Raw genomic sequence first — 17,510 nt, forward strand, 5'->3', positions numbered from 1 at the left:
CCGCTTACTTGCAGACCTCGCCGATCCGGTTGTTCTGTTTGGTGAGTTCCGCGGTCTGCTCTGCGCTCTTGTTGCCCAGCGAGGTGCTGGCCACCTGCTTCATGATGTCCGCCATTTTCTGGATGGGGTCGGCGACGTCCTGGGCCACCTTGTCGGCGACCTCCTGGTAGTGCTTGGCGATCTGGTCGGCCTGCTGCTGCTGGTTGCCCGTGGGCTTGAACGTGTCGCCCTGCAGGAACTTGCAGCTCTCCTCCACGCTCATGCGGGGGCTACCGGCGCAGCCGGCCAAAAGCATCCCTGCGATCACGACGGCGGGAAGCAACTTTTTCACGGCGGGTCTCCTGGGATTGCGGTACTGATGCTTATTCCAGCGTAGGCGATGTGGCTGGGCGGCCGGACAGCCGGGCCCCCGGGCGCCAACGCCGCCGGGCCCCTAGGGCGCCGGGTAGACCAGTGCGGTGGCAACCGCGGAGATGCCCTCACCGCGGCCGGTGAAGCCGAGGCCGTCGCTGGTGGTGGCGGTGACGCTCACCGGGGCGCCCGCGGCCTCCGTGAGGACACGCTGGGACTCTTCCCTGCGCGGGCCGAACTTGGGCCGGTTGGCCACGAACTGCACCGCGATGTTGCCAATCTCAAATCCCGCTGCCCTGACGATGCGGGCTGCTTCGGCCAACAGCGTGACTCCGGAGGCTCCGGCGAATTCAGGCCGGTCTGTCCCGAAGTGCGTGCCCAAGTCCCCGATGCCGCACGCGGAAAACAGTGCGTCGGCGGCGGCGTGGGCCACGGGATCGCCGTCGGAATGTCCGGCCAGGCCCCGTTCACCTTCCCAGAAGAGTCCCCCCACCCAGAGCGGCCGCGGGGCGCTGTCCGGGGCAAAGGCATGCACGTCGATACCAATGCCTGTCCGGGGAAGGAACATCGGGGTCCGCGAAGCGTTGTGGGCCATGGCGCCTTCCGTCATGTGGTTGTCAGCCCTCCACCCAGCGGGCACCGAGAGGGCCTTCGAGCAGGCCCTCGGCGATGATGAGGTCCAGCGGCGTGGTGATCTTCAGTGACTGGCTGGCTCCGCGAACGGCATGCACGGGCACGCCGAGAAGCTCCACCAGCATGGCGTCGTCGGTAACCGCGGCGGCCTTGCGCTCATCGAATCCCGCGGCTGCCTCGTGCGCCTGTCGCAGTACGGACAGCTTGAAACCCTGCGGCGTCTGCACGGCCCGCAGCTCCTCCCGGGGAGCGGTTCCGGTGACCAGCTCGGGTGCGATGTCCGCGGCCGGCCCCTCGGTGGCGGCGACGGTCTTAACGGTGTCCACTACCGGGATGACCGGAATCACGGCGTCGGCGCCGGCAGCCAGGGCCTGGGCTACGCGGTGGAACACCGGCTCCGGAGTCAGGGCGCGGGCGGCGTCATGGACCAGAACTGCTTCGGTGCCGTCCTCCACGGCTGCCAGTGCGGATCGCACGGAATCCGCCCGGGAGGCGCCGCCGTCAACCATTGTGAGGAGCGGGCCGCCGTCCACCAGCTCCTCCCGGAAGTCCTCGCAGAGCCGGCGGAGCTCCTGATCGCCCGCCGGTAGCGCGATGCAGACCTGACTGGCAATGCCTGCCGCGACGATACCTCGGAGCGCATGCATGAGGATGGGTTCACCGCCCAACGGCACGGCTGCCTTCGGCACGCCATAACCCAGCCTCTGCCCGGAACCGGCGGCGACGAGGATCACGGCGGTCAGGAGGCGCTTGGGTGCAGTGTTCATGCGCACTAGCCTACGTCCCGGCCGCGCTCCCCCTCATCGCTCCACGGATCCCAACTAAGTGGCAGCTGTGGGCGTTCCCAGCACTGGGAACGCCCACAGCTGCCACTTAGTAGGGGATTTTTGGGCAAGAAGAAACCCCGGCGGCACTTTGCCACCGGGGTTCAATTCCTGTTAGGAAGCCAAGACCTCGTCGAGAACGCTCGCAGCCTTCTCCTCGTCGGTCTTTTCAGCCAGAGCCAATTCTGAAATCAGAATCTGCCGGGCCTTGGCCAGCATTCGCTTCTCGCCTGCAGAAAGGCCCCGGTCGTGATCCCGGCGCCACAGGTCGCGGACGACCTCTGCAACCTTGATAACGTCACCGGAAGCAAGCTTCTCCAGATTTGCCTTGTAACGACGCGACCAGTTGGTGGGCTCTTCAGTGAACTCGGCACGGAGCACATCAAACACGTGCTCCAAACCGTCCTTGCCCACTACGTCGCGTACCCCAACGAGGTCAACGTTCTCTGCTGGAACTTCAATGGTCAGATCACCCTGAGCCACCTTGAGCTTGAGATACATCTTCTCTTCGCCCTTAACAGTGCGCATCTTGATCTCTTCAATTTTTGCTGCACCGTGGTGAGGGTAAACTACTGTCTCGCCGACCTCAAAAACCATGTAAACTTTCCCCTTTCCCGCAGACCAGTTTATCACGATTAAGGCATATGACTGGCATGGAAACGGTCCAGGAACCCCGTAAATCCGCGGAAAATGGCCGAAATCAGCCCCTCAAACCCCTTGACGAATGCGAACAATAGTGCATCGTCTGCAGGCCCACAAGCGTTACGCGCGGGTAGTTGCGGGCCTCCGTCGGCGGCCGCGGACTCCCTTAAGCCCGCGCCGGAGGGGCCGGTCATGTGGACGGTCCGAATCCTTGTTTGGCCCTCTTTGCCGATAGGCTATGCCTGAAAACTGTTTCAAAGACTTTTCGAGGAGTGCGTGACGTGCGTTTCACTGCGATGAACCGGGGCCAGAGCGGCAAGATGGCAATGGCGGCAGCCGCCCTGAGCGTCGGCCTGCTGGCCCTGACGGGCTGCGGCTACGTCAACGAGCAGCAGACCTCCGTACAGTACGCCGCCTCGGACGGAATCCGTACCGACGTCGGACCGGTACAGCTGCGCAATATGCTGATCGTTTCCGCCGGCAAGAACCAGCCGGGCCGCGTCATCGGCGCCGTTTACAACTCCTCTTCGAAGAACGTGAAGGTCACGCTCAAGGGGGCCGAAGGCGCGCAGACTGAAGTCTCCGTCAAGCAGAACTCCTACACCCTGCTGAACAGCTCCGCGGACGCGGCCATCCTCAGCACCTCCGGCGGCCCTGCCGGGTCCACGGTGGACGTCCAGGTGAGCGAGGACGCAACCAACGTCAACAAAACCGTGAAGATCCCCGTCGTTGACGGCACGCTGAAGGAATACGCCGCCTACCTGCCCGGAGGCACGCCCAGCGGGTCTGCCACTCCGAGCCAGACCGCGACGCCGGGCGAAACGGCGACGCCGAGCGACACCGCCTCGGCAACGCCCAGCACAGGCCACTAACAGCGCAACAATACGAAGAAGGAGGGGTTCCCGGCCGGGAACCCCTCCTTCTTCGTGTTATCGCTTCCGTGCCAGGATCGCCGGCAGCTGGCTGCTACGGTTCAAACTTGTAGCCCAGCCCCCGCACGGTGACCAGGTACCGCGGCAGGGACGGGTCGGGCTCGATCTTGCTGCGCAGGCGCTTGACGTGGACATCGAGCGTCTTCGTGTCGCCCACATAGTCGGAGCCCCAGACCCTGTCAATTAGCTGGCCGCGGGTCAGCACGCGGCCGGAGTTGCGCAGCAGCATCTCCAGCAGTTCAAACTCCTTCAGCGGCAGCGACACCTGTTCGCCGTCGACACTCACCACGTGCCGTTCGATGTCCATCCGCACTGGTCCGGCGTGGACCGTGGATGAGATGAGTTCCTCCGGCTCCCCCTGGCGGCGCAGCACGGCACGCACGCGCGCCACGAGCTCACGCGAGGAATAGGGCTTGGTGACATAGTCGTCCGCGCCCAGTTCAAGCCCCACCACCTTATCGATTTCGGTGTCCTTGGCGGTCAGCATGATCACCGGGACACTGGAACGCTGCCGCAGCTGGCGGCAGACCTCCGTGCCGGACTGTCCCGGCAACTGCAGGTCGAGCAGCACGAGGTCCGCCCCGTTGCGGTCGAATTCCGTGATGGCGTCGAGGCCGTTGTCCACGACCTCCACTTCGAACCCTTCCTTGCCCAGTAGGTAAGACAGGGGGTCGCTGAACGACTCCTCATCCTCGACAATAAGAATCCTGCTCAAGCGTTAGCTCCTCGTTCGTGGACGCCGGCGGCGTCGTGTGGTTCCTTGGCCTGCTGCGGCCGATCCGGCTGACCCTGCGGTGCTGCGGGGGCGGCCAGTGTTTTGGCTTCCTGGGTGCCCGGAGCAGTGGCCCGTGGCGCGCGCTGGCCTGGCACGGCCTCTTCGTCCTGCCCCTCCATTTCGGGCAGCCGGAGGGTAAATGTGGAGCCCTGGCCGGGCTGGGACCAGAGCGTGACTTCCCCGCCGTGGTTGGAAACAACGTGCTTGACGATGCTCAGGCCCAGGCCTGTTCCGCCGGTGTGGCGGGACCGGGCCGCATCCACACGGTAGAAACGCTCGAACACCCGTTCCTGGTCCTCGGGTGACAGGCCTTCGCCCTGGTCGGTGACGGAGACGGAAACCAGGCCCTCCCTGGACCGCAGCCCGATGCCCACGCGCGTGTTTTCCGGCGAGTACCGGATGGCGTTGTCGATGAGGTTGCGCAGGGCGGTGACCAGCAGGTCCTGGTCGCCGTAGACCTTGGCCTCCGCCCGGCCTCCGATGACGATCTGGATGTTCTTGCTCTCCGCTGGCAGCTGGGACCGGTCGACGGCTTCGGAGATGACGTCGTTGATGTCGACGGGGTGGCCCTGCTGGGCCACGTTCGCGCCCTGCAGACGGGAGAGCTCGATGATGTCCTGGACCAGCGCGGCGAGGCGTGCCGATTCCTTGTGCATGCGCTTAGCGAAGCGGCGGACGGCGTCCTCGTCGTCCGCCGACGACTCCAGTGCCTCGGCCAGGAGCGAGATGGCGCCTACCGGGGTCTTCAGTTCGTGGGACACGTTGGCCACGAAGTCGTTGCGGATTTCCTCGGTCCGGGTAATCTCGGTGCGGTCATCGGCCAGCAGGAGGATATATTCCTCGCCCAGCATGGCTGCCCGGACCTGCACGATGATGGTTCCCTGGCCGAGCGGCCCCCGCGGCAGTTCCAGCTGCCGCTCCAGGATCACGCCGTCGCGCCGGACGTTCGCCGTCATGTCCAGCAGTTCGCGGTGCACGACGGTGTGCCCTCGGACCAGGCCGTAGGCGTAGGCTGCCGGGCTGGCCCGGACGACGCCGTCGATCGCGTCCACCACCACAAACGCCTGCCCGACGACGGCGAGGACTTCCGCGGAGCCCTGCGGCAGCGCCGGCTCGTCGTACTCAATGTCCACGAGCTCGCGCTGCTTCTCGCTGGCGCGGAAGGCGAGCACGCCAAAGACGCCGAACGACAGGCCCAGCAGGCCGGCGATGACACCTAAGAGCATTGGATCCACGCCTCCAGCTTATGCTTCCGGGAGGCCGCGATATCCGACAAACGGCCCATGCGGTGCGGATTCAGCTAACGTTCATCTTGAGGTGTGTAACAGTTCACCGAACACTGGAAGAGTGTGCCGTTGGACTGCCGGAACGGTGACACGAAATTCTGACCGCCGCGGCGGGGCGGAGTTTCCAAGGAAAGGACGCCTACGTGCGCAAGGTTTTTCAGGAGGAGCTGGCCCATGTGGGCGAGGACCTCATCGAGATTTCAAAGCTGGTCAGTGAAGCGATCGGCAAGGCAACCACATCGTTCGAAAGTGCAGACGTCGATCTGGCACAGGACGTCATCGCCGCAGACGCCAGGATCGACTTCCTGCAGAACAGCCTCGACGAGCGCGCCATCGACATCCTCGCCCTGCAGGGTCCCGTGGCCAGCGACCTGCGCATGATCGTCGGGTCGCTGCGGATGAGCGCATCCCTGGAGCGCATGGGCGATCTTGCTCGCCACATCGCCCAGCTCGCCCGGCTGAGGTTCCCGTCCATGGTGATCCCGGAGTCCCTCACCGGCACGTTCAAGAGCTTCGCCGAGCAGGACATTGAGATCGCAAACAAGCTCACCGAACTTTTGGAGACCCGTGACCTCGAGGTTGCCCGTGACATCCTCAAGGCCAACTCCGCGGTGAACGACCTCCACCTCAGCGTCTTCAAGGCCATCGCACGCCCCGACTGGCAGGAGTCCCCGGCCACCACCGTGGACGTGGCTCTGGCCAGCCGCTACTTCGAGCGCTTCGCGGACCACGGCGTGTCCGTGGCGCAGAAGGTCACCTACCTCGTCACGGGCGCCTGGCACCCGAACAGCATCGAGCACGGTTAAGCGATAGCTTCAAGTTTTTGTCCACCTATTGGCTCCTAAAGTGGCATTTGCGGCCATTAAGTGGACAAAAACTCCAGTAATAAAACGGACGACGCCGGCTGGTCACCTGAAGTGACCGGCCGGCGTCGTCCGTTTGTGGTTTCGGCGAGCTCAACCAGCGGCGAGCAGCGCTACTTCTTGCCCTGGTTCGCGACGGCCAGGATGGCCTGCTCCGCTGCCTCGGGGTCGAGGTAGGTTCCGCCGGGGGTGATCGGCTGGAAGTCCTCGTCCAGGTCGTAGACCAGCGGGATGCCGGTGGGGATGTTCAGGCTGGCGATGGCGTCGTCGCTGATGCCGTCCAGGTGCTTGACCAGGGCGCGCAGGGAGTTGCCGTGGGCGGTGACCAGAACGGTCTTGCCGGCCTTCAGGTCTTCCTTGATGTCCGATTCCCAGTACGGGAGCAGGCGGATGAGGACATCCTTTAGGCACTCGGTGCGGGGCAGGTCGTTGCCGAGGTCCGCGTAGCGCGGATCGCGGGACTGGGAGAACTCGCTGTTGTCGTCCAGGGCGGGCGGCGGGGTGTCGTACGAACGGCGCCACAGCATGAACTGGTCCTCGCCGAATTCGGCGAGGGTCTGGGCCTTGTCCTTGCCCTGCAGTGCACCGTAGTGGCGCTCGTTGAGGCGCCAGTCGCGCTTGACGGGGATCCAGCCGCGGTCGGCCTTGTCCAGGGAGATGTTGGCCGTGTTGATGGCCCGCTTCAGGAGCGAGGTGTAGAGGATGTCCGGGAGAATGTTGTTCTCAACCAGCAGCTCTCCACCGCGTGCTGCTTCCTCGCGGCCCTGGTCGTTCAGGTCGACGTCCACCCAGCCGGTGAACAGGTTCTTGGCGTTCCATTCGCTGTGGCCGTGGCGCAGCAGAATCAGCTTGTAAGTCATGATTTTCATCCTAGCCGAGCGCGGCCGGGCGGCGCCGAGAGTTACATCACGCGGCTGGGCTCCCCCGCGTCCCGGGACAGCGCCGGGCCGATAGGCTGGAACCGTGGTGCAGAAAGCAGAGCGGGTGGCGACGAACCGGGGCAGCCGCGGCAAGCCGGTGGGGAACGTGACCCGCGGCACCACCAACCCGAACCGCATGCGCCGGCTGGACAGGTGGCTGGCCGGGCCGCAGGCCTGGCGGCTCCGGAGGGCGGCGGAGCCGCTCGTGGTGGACCTGGGCTACGGCGCTTCGCCGGCCACCGCCGTCGAACTCTTTGAACGCCTCTCCGCAGTACGGCCGGATGTGCACGTCTGCGGGATCGAGATCGAACCGGAACGGGTGCGCGCGGCGAAGGCGCTGGAGCGGCCGGGCCTCAGTTTTCACAACGGAGGATTCGAACTTCCGGTGCCCGGGAATCCGGTGTTTGTGCGCGCGTTCAATGTGCTGCGGCAGTACGAGGAAGCCGACGTCCGCAGCATCTGGGAACTGGTGCAGGGAAGGCTGGCTCCGGATGGCCTGTTCATCGACGGGACCTGCGACGAGATTGGCCGGCGCTCCGCCTGGATTGCCCTTGATGCCGAGCGTCCGCTCAGCCTCACCATGTCGGTGCGGTTCGGAAGTTTTGCCCTGCCGTCCGAGATCGCGGAACGCCTGCCCAAGGCCCTCATCCACCGAAATGTTCCAGGGGAACGCGTCCATACGCTGCTGCAGGCAATGGACCGGGCCTGGCTCGAGGCGGCCGCGCTGGCGCCGTTCGGTAACCGGCAGCGGTGGACGGCCATGTGCAGGGCACTGCTCGACGGCGGGTGGCCGGTGCACGATGGCCCCTCGCGTTGGCGGCTGGGCGAACTTACGGTCGGCTGGGAAGCAGTGGCGCCCCAGGTTTAGGCGACCGCCAAACGCCTGTCACCAGGGGCCGTACGGACCCATATTCCGGCTGCCGCCGCGTCCGGCGTCCTTGACGGCGGGCCGGACGTCGGCCAGGTAGACGGAGGCCGCCACCACGGCCCCGAGGCCGAACAAACCAAGGGGCCCGAGGAGGCCACCCGATCCGCCGCCGAGCACGGACAGCGCGCCGACGGCGAGGCTGCCGCCGGTCAAGGCCAGCCAGAACGTTTTGGTGCGCTTGCCAACAGCCTCGAAGGCGTTGGACCGGTGGCGGACGCAGTCAAAGAAGGCCCACACCTCAAGGGCGAGTGCTATCAGCCCCAGAATGTAGTAGACCGCGCTCTCAACATAGAAAATCAGTACTCGTCCGTCCACCAGCCCAGCCTATCGGTCCAGCGCGTCCAACGCCTGCTTCAAATCGGCCCAGAGGTCCTCGACGTTTTCAATGCCGACGCTCAGCCGGACCAGGTTTTCCGGGACGCTCACCGGTTCTGCCGCATGCCGGCGGCGCCGCTCGATGAGCGATTCCACCCCGCCAAGGGACGTGGCCGGCAGCCACAGGTCCAGGGCCCGGACCAGCTTGTCGGCAGTTTCGGAGGCGCTGAGCCCGCCGGCCGCGGCAACCTGGACGCAGAGAATGGAACCAAAGCCCGTCATCTGTGACTTGGCCAGGTCGTGGCCGGGATCCGTCAGCAGGCCCGGGTACCGCACGCTCTCCAGCGCCGCGTGCGTGCTCAGCCGTTCGGCGAGCACCGCCGCGGAGGCCTGGGACCGCTCAATCCGCAGGGCGAGCGTCCGCAGTCCGCGCAGCGCCAGCCACGCTTCGAAGGGTCCGGCGATTCCGCCGTGGATGATGCGGTGATGCAGAAGGGTTTCGCGCAGTCCCGCGTCAGAACTCACCAGGGCGCCCAGTACCACGTCCGAGTGGCCGGCCAGGTATTTGGTCACCGAGTGAAGGACGACGTCGGAGCCCAGGCTCAGCGGCAGCTGAACCAAAGGCGTGGAGAAAGTATTGTCCGTGACGACGACGGCGCCGGCATCGTGCGCTGCCTGGGTGAGCGCCCGGATGTCCGCGATGCCGAGCATCGGATTGGTGGGGCTTTCCAGCCACAGCATGTCCGCCGCTTTGCCGTCCTGCGGTGCTATCTGGGCGCGGACCGCGTCGGTGTCGGCGATGTCCACGGTGCGGAGCTCGAGGAAGCCCTTATCCGCCAGCTCGGCAGCCATCACCAGCGAGCCCGAATAGCTGTGGGACGGCATCACCAGGACGCCCCCGTTGGGGATCAGGGAGAGAGCGGAGCTGACCGCCGCCAGGCCGGAGGAGTACAGCAGGCCCGGCAGCGCGGCGCCCTCGAGCTGGCCCAGTGCCTCTTCGAACGGGTCCCACGTGGGATTGGAGTAGCGTCCGTAGCCCCGGTCGCCGTCGTCGAGCGTGCCGGTTCCGAAATACGTGGAGGAAAGCACGATGGGCGGGTTGACGGGAGCATCGTGCTCACGGGGCGGACGGCCGGCGGCCACAACCACCGTTTCGGCGGACAGGGATGCGGCATGCTGATCGGAAAGACTCATGGTCAAAGGGTACTTTGGCTGCCTGCCAGCGGGGAAAGCGGCCCCTTCTGGCCGTCTACAGAAGCGCCCACCGGCCATGACCGTGGTGGAAATCGGTAGGCTGGACAAGTGAATATGCAGAGTTCCGGACTTTTCATCGCCTTCGAGGGCGGTGACGGTGCCGGTAAGTCAACGCAAGCGGCCCGGCTGGCCGGCTCGCTGGAATCGCGCGGCCTCACCGTGCTGCGCACCCGGGAACCCGGCGGGACGCCCATCGGCGAGAAGCTCCGTTCCCTGGTCCTGGACCACGGCCACGGCCACATCGACGCCCATACCGAAGCCCTCATCTTCGCCGCCTCCCGGGCCGCGCACGCCAGCCAGGTCATCAGGCCGGCCCTTGCCCGCGGCGAGGTGGTGCTGACGGACCGCTACATCGATTCCTCGGTGGCATACCAGGGCGCCGGCCGCGGCCTCGGCACGGACGCCGTCCGGAGCGTCAATGAATGGGCCACATCCGGGCTGCAGCCGGACCTGACGGTACTCCTGGATGTCCACCCGGCCGAAGGTCGCAGCCGCCGGACCGCGGGGGATGCTGCCGAGGACCGGCTGGAATCCGAGGCCGACGAGTTCCACGCCCGGATCCGGCAGGCGTTCCTCGACCTTGCCGGGGCCCGGCCCGGGAACTACCTGGTGCTGGAGGCGGGGCTGCCGGTCGAGGAAATCGCGGGACTGATCCTGGAACGCGTTGAGCAGCTTCTGGCATCAGCGGACATGCAGCCATGACCGTATGGGATGACCTGCAGGGGCAGCCGGCCGTCGTCGCCCAGCTGCGGCAGGCGGCCATGGGCGATGGGCTCACGCACGCCTGGCTGTTCACCGGGCCTCCCGGTTCGGGCCGTTCCAATGCGGCCAAAGCTTTCGCCGCAGCACTGAACTGCGACCAGGACGACGTGAGTCTGCGCGGCTGCGGCACCTGCCCGGCCTGCCGGACCATCCTGGGTGAGACCCACGCCGACGTCTCCTTTGTCCGCACCGAAAAGGTGACCATCACCATCGAAGAGGCGCGCGAACTTGTGGCCACCGCGGGCAACCGGCCGTCGTCGGCCCGCTGGCGGATCATCGTGGTGGAGGACGCCGACCGCATGGCCGAGCGCACCACCAACGTGCTGCTCAAGGCGATCGAGGAGCCCACCCCGCGCACCATCTGGATGCTGTGCGCGCCCTCCCCCGCGGACGTCCTGGTGACCATCCGGTCCAGGTGCCGGGCGGTGGCGCTGCGCCTGCCGCCGGCGGCTGACGTCGCGGCGTTGCTCGTGAAGCGCGACGGCGTGGACCCGGCCCTTGCCGAGCGCGCCGCGCGGGCGGCCCAGAGCCACGTGGGCATCGCCCGGCGCCTGGCCCGCGACGCCGAGGCCCGGGAACGGCGGCTGGAGACCGTCCGGTTCCCGCTGGGGCTCCGTGGCATCACCGCCGCCGTGATGATGGCTGACAAACTCGTGAAGATCGCCACCGAGGAGGCCACGAGCTCCAACGAGGAGCGTGACGCCGCCGAAAAAGCCGCTCTTCTGGCCACCCTCGGCGCTCCGGAAAGCGGCACCCTGCCGCCCGCGATGCGCAGCCAGGTGAAGCAGCTCGAAGACGATCAGAAGCGGCGCGCCAAGCGCTCCGTCACCGACTCCCTGGACCGGACGCTGACCGACCTTCTCTCGTTTTACCGGGATGTCCTGATTATCCAGCTTGGGAACGCCGTGGAGCTGGTGAACGTTGAGCTCAGGAGTGAGCTGGAGGAGTTCGCCCAAAGGTCCGGGCCGGACGTGACCCTCGCCCGGATGGACGCCATAAACAACGCCCGCAAGCGAATCACCACCACCAACGTGGCTCCCCTGTTGGCCGTAGAATCAATGGCCGCAAGCCTGATCCAGTAGCCCTAAGCCCGATCCAGTAGCCCACCGCCGCCATTTGCCTGACCGCTTTGCCTGACCGAGCTGACGCCGCCCACAAGGAGAACCCGCATGATGTCTGCACCGCCTCTGTCCCCGCGACCCCGGAGCCTCGCGGCCGGGCTGCGGGTAGCCGGCGCCATGGCGCTGGCCCTGCTGTTGGCATCGTGCAGTGCCCTTGGCCTGTCCAAAGGTGAGTCCGCTCAGAATGGCTCCACCGGCCAGGCCGACCCCTCCATAGCGGCGGCCGCCCCGGCGGAGCTCAAGGCCTATTACTCGCAGAAGGTCATCTGGGAGCCCTGCGAGGACAAGCTGCAGTGCGCCAAGGTCAAGGTGCCCGTGGACTATGCGAAGCCCGCCGGCGACACCATCGAACTCGCTGCGGTGAAGATCGCCAGCACCGGGGACAAGAAGGGCAGCCTCCTGATCAACCCGGGCGGTCCCGGCGCCTCCGGTTACGACTTCGTCAGGGATGCCGGAACCAGCCACTTCTCCGAGACCGTGCGCGCTAACTACGACCTCGTGGGCTTCGACCCGCGCGGCGTCAAACGTTCCGCGCCTGTCACCTGCCTCACCGACAAGGAGCGGGACGAGGCCCGGGCCAAGATCTACACACCGGAAACCGATGCCGGGATGGCCGTGCTCCGCGCCGACAACAAGGCCATCGCCGCCAAGTGTGCCGAACAGACCGGCGCGGTCCTTGGCCACATCGACACCGTCAGCGCGGCCAGGGACCTGGACGTCCTCCGCGCCGTGCTCAATGACTCCAAGCTCAACTACATGGGCTTTTCGTACGGCACCTTCCTCGGCTCCACGTACGCGTCGTTGTTCCCCTACAATGTGGGACGCATGGTTCTTGACGGTGCCATGGACCCCTCGCTCAGCGCCGAGGAGCTGACCATGGGCCAGGCGACGGCCTTCGAAAAGGCCCTGCGCGCCTATGTTGAGCATTGCCTCGGGGAGGAGGGCTGCCCCCTGAGCGGCACCGTCGACGATGGGCTCCAGCAGATCCGCGGCCTCATCGCATCCGTGGTTAAGGCTCCGCGCGCGGCCAAGGACGGCCGCCTGGTGGGAGGAACCGAATTCGTCAGCGGCCTCGTCGTTCCGCTCTACGGCAATGAAAGCTGGCCTGCCCTGACGCAGGCATTGGACGCCGCCATGAAGGGCGACGTCAGCCTCATGCTCCGCCTGGCGGATCTGGGCGCCGACCGTTCACCGACCGGCAAGTACACCTCCAACACCACGTTCGCCTTCGGTGCCTACAACTGCCTGGACTACCCCATGAGCAGCGACCCCGCGGCCATGCGCATCGAGGACCAGCGGCTCCGCGAGGCCGCTCCCACGCTGGGCTACTTTTTCGCCTACGGCGGGGCGAACTGCGCGGACTGGCCGTACAAGAACGTTCGGACCCCGTCCGCCGTCAAGTACAGCGGGCCCACCCCGATCGTCGTCGTCGGTACCACCGGCGATCCGGCAACGCCAGTGGAGTGGGCCAGCGAACTGCGGAAGCAGCTGGGAAACGCATCCCTCCTGACTTACAGGGGCGAGGGCCACACCGCCTACGGCAGATCCAACAGCTGCATCACGAACGCCGTGGACAAATACCTCGTGGACGGCAAGGAGCCGGCAGACAACACCGTCTGCTGACTCCCCACCACTCCTGCACCCGGCCGCGACGGCCGCCGTCGCGTGTTTTTAGCTCGGGTGCTTCAAAAACTCTGGCGCTTCACGGCCGGGAGGCGCGCCGCTCCAGGAGGGCCGGAAAGTCCTTGATGGAGGGCACGACGTCGGTGGCACCGGCGCCGCGCAATGCCGCCTCGGAGTTCGCCCCGGTCAGCACCCCGGCTGCCACCGATGCCCCGGCGCGCAGGCCGGAATGGATGTCTGCCGCGGAGTCCCCCAGCACGGCCACCTTCCGGACGTCGTCGATGTCCAGTGCCAGGACCGCTGTCAGCACCATGTCCGGGAACGGCCTGCCCCGGCCGGCGTCCGCGGGGCACAGACTGAGATCGGCCAGTCCCATCCAGCCCAGCGATTCAAGCAACATGTTCTGCGTGTGGCGCCCGAAGCCGGTGGCCAGGCAGACCTTGATGCCGGCGTCACGAAGCCAGCCGATCGTGTCCTCCGCACCGGGAACCGCGCGGATGCCGCCGTCGGCGATGAGTTCGTCGCAGTTCAGTTCGAACCTCCGGTTGGCGCTGGCGGCCGCCTCGGCGTCGTCGAACAGTTCGGCAAAAACCGTCATCCGGGATATGCCGGAGCGCTCCCGCGCGTACCGCAGCATGCCTTCGAAGCGGGCGGAGCCGGCCGGCACCCCCTGCTCCACCAGGGTGCGGGACATGGCGCGGTCCATGAGTCCGCCGTCGTACACGGTTGTTCCCACCATGGCCAGCACCGCCAGCCGGACGGACCGGCCCTGCCCTGCCGCGTCAGGATCGGTAAAGGGGGTGCGTGGGGCCACCGCGCTGACGGTGGGAATTGCGCTGTCTGGTGTCATGGTCAAGCTCCTTTGCCGCTGGTGCGCAGGCAGGCTGCGCCACGTTGTCCTGACCCAGCATCGCTGCCGTTGCTTTTGGGGGCCTGAACCGGGTTCGACGGCAGAATGAACGTCCTGCCAACGGCAATCTCAGCCTGCGGGGCGCTCATTTTGACCCGGACGCCGGGACTCTATTACAGTTGTCTCTTGCATGAACCGGCCGGTTTTGGTTTGTTTGATGCGGTGCTTCCTTAGCTCAGTCGGTAGAGCGTTTCACTCGTAATGAAAAGGTCATCAGTTCGATTCTGATAGGAAGCTCGGGATAAACCCCCTAGAAACCACGGTTTTTGGGGGGTTTTTCGCTGGTTTGAGGACAAGCGGGAATGAAGCCGCTTACACGGTCGACTCCGACCAAATCGATGGTGCTGTCAGCTTCGATAGCGACGCGCGCCAAGAAGCGACATGCAAAGGAAACTGGAAGCCGCTTCTTCCTACGGGTGACTGGCCGGTGCAGGCACCTTCTGACATACGGCGCAGGTCCTGTCGCAGTTCATGATGAACCAATCACCGGCCTGCATCGTTCTCCCACTAAGGGGGCAGAGATGCCTGACTATGAAGCTGAGTTACTGCGTTCGCTGCAGGACGCCTACGGGGCGGCGTTGCGTCGCTTCGTCACGGGGCTGACCAGTGACGGCATGCTGGCGGACGACGTCGTGCAGGAGACCCTGATCCGTGCGTGGCGGCATCCGGCGGTTTTGCAGCGCTCTCAGCCGGCGGTGCGCGCGTGGCTTTATACGGTTGCTCGCCATCTGGTCATCGATGACCGGAGAAGCGCCCGAATCCGGCATGAGACAGGAGCCGCCCGGCTGCCTGAGATTCCCGCGCCTGATCAGATCGACAGGGTTCTGGACAGGTGGTTGATTTCGGATGCCCTGAGCGCTCTGTCCGCCGAGCACAGGGAGGTCATTCGGCGCTCGTACTTTCAACGGGAGTCGACGGCTGAAATCGCCGAGAGCCTCCAAATCGCCGAGGGAACTGTGAAGTCCAGGCTGCATTACGCCCTGAGGGCCATGCGGCTGGCTTTGCAGGAGAGAGGGGTGACTCTGTGAGCCCGAACCGATTGGATAAGTACCGCGAGTGGGACGCCGTCTATGTGCTGGGATCCCTGGTCCCGTCCGAGCGTCGCGAGTTTGAGGAGCACTTGGCCGGCTGCGCCCGTTGCAGGGCTGCCGTGGCCGAGCTTGCGGGACTTCCCTCGTTGCTGGGCACCCTGTCGGCGGAGGAGGCCCAAGCCCTCGAACGCGGCGGCGATACCAGAGCATCCGAGCTTCCCGCGCTGGGAGAAGCGGTCCGCCGTCGGCGGCAACGGATGCGTCTGGCCGTTGCCGGACTCGTGCTCGGCGCCAGCGCGGCGTCAGGGGCCGTGACTTTGGCGGTTATCGTCCCGGCGACTGAAGCCATGCAGTCGGCTCCTCCTGCGAAACAGTCACAGTCGGGATTCGTCAGCACCCTGAACTTCACCGCAGTCGTTGCCAATCCGCTGGCTGCGAAAGGATCCATAGCCGGGCAGGAGTGGGGGACGCGGATCGACTGGGAGTGCAGTTACCGGACCTCTCCAACGGGCTATCCGTCAAGCCCAGGCACTGGCGTTGATGGCACGGCAGAGAAGTACGCGTTGGTGGTTGTGGACTCGCGTGGCGTAACGACACAGGTGGCGAGCTGGACGGCGGATCCCGGGATGGTGGTAATGCCGACGGCGACCACCAGCATCCCGGCCGCAGACATCCGCCGCGTCGAAATCCGTGCCGTCGATAGCGGCCTGACACTGCTGCGCGCCAGGCTATAAAAATTTGAGTGCCGCCACAACGGACTATGGTCGCAGTGCGGCTCTTTCCGATGCTCAGTACCCGGACATTGCCCCCGAAACTTTGTCACCATCCGGTGCGACGGCCCACCAGATGCCGCCGACGCCCTGACCCTTGACGTCGCCTGCCGCAGCATCCTTGCTGTATGTGTACACGGGCCGCCCGTTGACAGTTGCCTGCATCGTGCCGTCATCACGGGTGATGGATCCGACCTTGCCCGTCACCCCGGACACCCCCGGCGATGACGACGCGGCCTTAACCGCCGGCCACAACGAGGAGCAGCCGGCATTACAGGTGCTCTTGCCCGTGTTGGCCGTGTCCTTATCGAAGTAGTAAACACTCATGCCCTTTCCATCCACCACAATGGTCCCCAGCGAGGTGTGCCCTGTTTTCAGGACCGGTCCGGATGCCGCGCCGTCCGTCGGCGATGACGTCGGAGCGGAGCCATAAGCGCCCTGCGATGATGCTGCGGGTTGGGACGACCCTGTGGCGGGCGGAGACGACTGCCCGCACCCCGTCAGTGCGATCAGTCCGACCGCCCCGAACATGACCAAACATCCAATGCTCTTTTTCATGATCCATTCCTCAATCCTCATCGCGGTCGGATCGACCGGCCACAACGATGACACGATGCCGGAAGCGGGACAGTTCACCGAAAAGCGTCCTGTCTCAGTGAAGTTGCGGAAACAGGCGGTCCCGGGAAGTGGTCCAGCCCGCCCACGCGGCCCGTTTTGATCCAATCTTGCACCGCCTCCAGCTGGACGGGTTTTCTTGAGCCAGTATTGATCGGCATCGGATGGGTCCTTGAGTCTACGAAGGCACAGTGTTCGTTACCGGCACGGAAGACCGGCATACGAAGTCCGCAGGCCGGACTCCTTGGAGAAACGGACGTTCGCCACACCATGAGTCTCAACCTGAACTCCACCGCCGGCAAGGTCGTCGCCTCCCTGGCCCTCGTGGGCACCGCAGCCGCCGTCGCCGGCCTTGGCACCTACGGCGCCTTCACGTCCACCACCTCTGCATCCACCGACGTCGATTCCGGGACGGTGGCCGTCGCCCTGGCCGCCTCCGGCGCCGCGAACCGCCTCAGCGTTGCCGCCACCGGGCTGGTGCCCGGCGACACCGTCCAGCGAGCGGTCGCGCTGACCAATGCCGCTGGCAACCAGGCGCTCTCCAGCATCAAGCTGACCACCACCGCACCGACGTCCTCCAAGCTGGACACCGACCCGGCTCTGGGGCTGCAACTGACCATCGACAACTGCTCCGTTCCGTGGACCGAAGCGGGTGCCTCCCCGGCCTACACCTACACGTGTTCCGGAGGCACGAGCAGTGTCCTTGCCTCCCGCGCCGTCATCGGCACCGGTCTTGCCCTGGCCAACCTCACCACGGTGGCGGCCGGCAAGACGGACAACCTCCGCGTCACCCTGGCCCTGCCCGCAGGCGCCGACAACACTTTCCAGGCCAAGAGCAGCACCATCGATCTGGCCTTCACCGGCACCCAGCGCTCCGGCACTGACAAATAACCCACACACGTCCCCTCCGTCGTCAGGCCCCAGAACCGCGGCGGAGGGGCCCCTCCGGAAGGCA

At 65.9% G+C, this 17,510-nt stretch carries 20 protein-coding genes and 1 tRNA gene; 10 read left to right on the plus strand and 11 right to left on the minus strand.

Features of this window, described 5'->3' with window-relative positions; genetic code table 11:
* Positions 1-4 precede the first annotated feature (4 nt).
* From AC1DFE_RS18340 to AC1DFE_RS18355, 4 genes are all read right to left on the minus strand, one after another.
* On the minus strand, positions 5-331 hold the full coding sequence (locus AC1DFE_RS18340; RefSeq protein ID WP_476907302.1) for a hypothetical protein: 327 nt from the start codon (positions 329-331) through the stop codon (positions 5-7).
* 102 nt (positions 332-433) lie between these two features.
* Complete coding sequence (gene ispF, locus AC1DFE_RS18345; protein WP_476907345.1) at positions 434-919, minus strand: 2-C-methyl-D-erythritol 2,4-cyclodiphosphate synthase; 486 nt, start codon at positions 917-919, stop codon at positions 434-436.
* A gap of 49 nt (positions 920-968) precedes the next feature.
* On the minus strand, positions 969-1,751 hold the full coding sequence (gene ispD / locus AC1DFE_RS18350; RefSeq protein WP_476907303.1) for a 2-C-methyl-D-erythritol 4-phosphate cytidylyltransferase: 783 nt from the start codon (positions 1,749-1,751) through the stop codon (positions 969-971).
* A 171-nt stretch (positions 1,752-1,922) separates the two neighbouring features.
* Entirely contained in the window at positions 1,923-2,405 is a 483-nt protein-coding gene (locus tag AC1DFE_RS18355; RefSeq protein ID WP_003801164.1) for a CarD family transcriptional regulator, read from the minus strand.
* Positions 2,406-2,731: 326 nt separating this feature from the next.
* On the opposite strand from AC1DFE_RS18355, the gene AC1DFE_RS18360 reads away from it, so the two are divergent.
* Positions 2,732-3,322, plus strand: a complete 591-nt coding sequence (locus tag AC1DFE_RS18360; protein WP_476907304.1) for a hypothetical protein — start codon at positions 2,732-2,734, stop codon at positions 3,320-3,322.
* 94 nt (positions 3,323-3,416) lie between these two features.
* Here AC1DFE_RS18360 and AC1DFE_RS18365 read toward each other — a convergent pair whose 3' ends face one another.
* Together AC1DFE_RS18365 and AC1DFE_RS18370 are read right to left on the minus strand one after the other, a co-directional pair.
* Positions 3,417-4,097 (minus strand): winged helix-turn-helix domain-containing protein, encoded by a 681-nt coding sequence (locus AC1DFE_RS18365; RefSeq protein WP_387105152.1) that lies wholly within the window; start codon positions 4,095-4,097, stop codon positions 3,417-3,419.
* The gene (locus tag AC1DFE_RS18370; protein WP_476907346.1) at positions 4,094-5,383 is read right to left on the minus strand and encodes a sensor histidine kinase; all 1,290 of its coding nucleotides are present in this window, start codon (positions 5,381-5,383) and stop codon (positions 4,094-4,096) included. The genes AC1DFE_RS18365 and AC1DFE_RS18370 overlap by 4 nt, the downstream gene beginning before the upstream one ends.
* Before the next feature lie 203 nt (positions 5,384-5,586).
* On the opposite strand from AC1DFE_RS18370, the gene phoU reads away from it, so the two are divergent.
* Positions 5,587-6,249: a phosphate signaling complex protein PhoU gene (gene phoU, locus AC1DFE_RS18375; protein ID WP_476907305.1), complete on the plus strand. Its 663-nt coding sequence runs from the start codon at positions 5,587-5,589 to the stop codon at positions 6,247-6,249.
* A 170-nt stretch (positions 6,250-6,419) separates the two neighbouring features.
* On the opposite strand, the gene AC1DFE_RS18380 is transcribed toward phoU, so the two are convergent.
* Positions 6,420-7,166, minus strand: a complete 747-nt coding sequence (locus AC1DFE_RS18380; RefSeq protein WP_476907306.1) for a phosphoglyceromutase — start codon at positions 7,164-7,166, stop codon at positions 6,420-6,422.
* 103 nt (positions 7,167-7,269) lie between these two features.
* Here AC1DFE_RS18380 and AC1DFE_RS18385 point away from each other — a divergent pair, with 103 nt between their 5' ends.
* Positions 7,270-8,094, plus strand: coding sequence for a class I SAM-dependent methyltransferase (locus tag AC1DFE_RS18385; protein WP_476907307.1), 825 nt, complete (start codon positions 7,270-7,272; stop codon positions 8,092-8,094).
* An 18-nt stretch (positions 8,095-8,112) separates the two neighbouring features.
* Here the strand turns inward: AC1DFE_RS18385 and AC1DFE_RS18390 are convergent, their stop codons facing one another.
* Together AC1DFE_RS18390 and AC1DFE_RS18395 are read right to left on the minus strand one after the other, a co-directional pair.
* Entirely contained in the window at positions 8,113-8,469 is a 357-nt protein-coding gene (locus AC1DFE_RS18390) for a DUF2516 family protein (RefSeq protein WP_476907308.1), read from the minus strand.
* A 9-nt stretch (positions 8,470-8,478) separates the two neighbouring features.
* Positions 8,479-9,663: a trans-sulfuration enzyme family protein gene (locus AC1DFE_RS18395; protein ID WP_476907309.1), complete on the minus strand. Its 1,185-nt coding sequence runs from the start codon at positions 9,661-9,663 to the stop codon at positions 8,479-8,481.
* 114 nt (positions 9,664-9,777) lie between these two features.
* Between AC1DFE_RS18395 and tmk the strand changes: the two genes are divergently transcribed.
* The 3 genes from tmk to AC1DFE_RS18410 all read left to right on the plus strand — a co-directional run bounded on the left by tmk (position 9,778) and on the right by AC1DFE_RS18410 (position 13,229).
* Entirely contained in the window at positions 9,778-10,425 is a 648-nt protein-coding gene (tmk, locus tag AC1DFE_RS18400) for a dTMP kinase (protein WP_476907347.1), read from the plus strand.
* Positions 10,422-11,567: a DNA polymerase III subunit delta' gene (locus tag AC1DFE_RS18405; protein WP_476907310.1), complete on the plus strand. Its 1,146-nt coding sequence runs from the start codon at positions 10,422-10,424 to the stop codon at positions 11,565-11,567. The genes tmk and AC1DFE_RS18405 overlap by 4 nt, the downstream gene beginning before the upstream one ends.
* 90 nt (positions 11,568-11,657) lie before the next feature.
* Positions 11,658-13,229, plus strand: a complete 1,572-nt coding sequence (locus AC1DFE_RS18410) for an alpha/beta hydrolase (RefSeq protein WP_476907348.1) — start codon at positions 11,658-11,660, stop codon at positions 13,227-13,229.
* A 79-nt stretch (positions 13,230-13,308) separates the two neighbouring features.
* Here AC1DFE_RS18410 and AC1DFE_RS18415 read toward each other — a convergent pair whose 3' ends face one another.
* Positions 13,309-14,079: an HAD family hydrolase gene (locus AC1DFE_RS18415; protein ID WP_476907311.1), complete on the minus strand. Its 771-nt coding sequence runs from the start codon at positions 14,077-14,079 to the stop codon at positions 13,309-13,311.
* A 224-nt stretch (positions 14,080-14,303) separates the two neighbouring features.
* On the opposite strand from AC1DFE_RS18415, the gene AC1DFE_RS18420 reads away from it, so the two are divergent.
* The 3 genes from AC1DFE_RS18420 to AC1DFE_RS18430 all read left to right on the plus strand — a co-directional run bounded on the left by AC1DFE_RS18420 (position 14,304) and on the right by AC1DFE_RS18430 (position 15,904).
* A tRNA-Thr gene (locus AC1DFE_RS18420) sits at positions 14,304-14,376 on the plus strand.
* Positions 14,377-14,660: 284 nt separating this feature from the next.
* Positions 14,661-15,167, plus strand: a complete 507-nt coding sequence (locus tag AC1DFE_RS18425) for a sigma-70 family RNA polymerase sigma factor (protein WP_476907312.1) — start codon at positions 14,661-14,663, stop codon at positions 15,165-15,167.
* Positions 15,164-15,904, plus strand: a complete 741-nt coding sequence (locus tag AC1DFE_RS18430; protein ID WP_476907313.1) for an anti-sigma factor family protein — start codon at positions 15,164-15,166, stop codon at positions 15,902-15,904. The genes AC1DFE_RS18425 and AC1DFE_RS18430 overlap by 4 nt, the downstream gene beginning before the upstream one ends.
* A 54-nt stretch (positions 15,905-15,958) precedes the next feature.
* On the opposite strand, the gene AC1DFE_RS18435 is transcribed toward AC1DFE_RS18430, so the two are convergent.
* Entirely contained in the window at positions 15,959-16,498 is a 540-nt protein-coding gene (locus AC1DFE_RS18435; protein ID WP_476907314.1) for a COG4315 family predicted lipoprotein, read from the minus strand.
* Positions 16,499-16,825: 327 nt separating this feature from the next.
* On the opposite strand from AC1DFE_RS18435, the gene AC1DFE_RS18440 reads away from it, so the two are divergent.
* Entirely contained in the window at positions 16,826-17,446 is a 621-nt protein-coding gene (locus AC1DFE_RS18440) for a TasA family protein (protein ID WP_476907315.1), read from the plus strand.
* Positions 17,447-17,510: the final 64 nt, after the last annotated feature.

The organism is Arthrobacter sp. 05T423 (genome assembly GCF_056396245.1).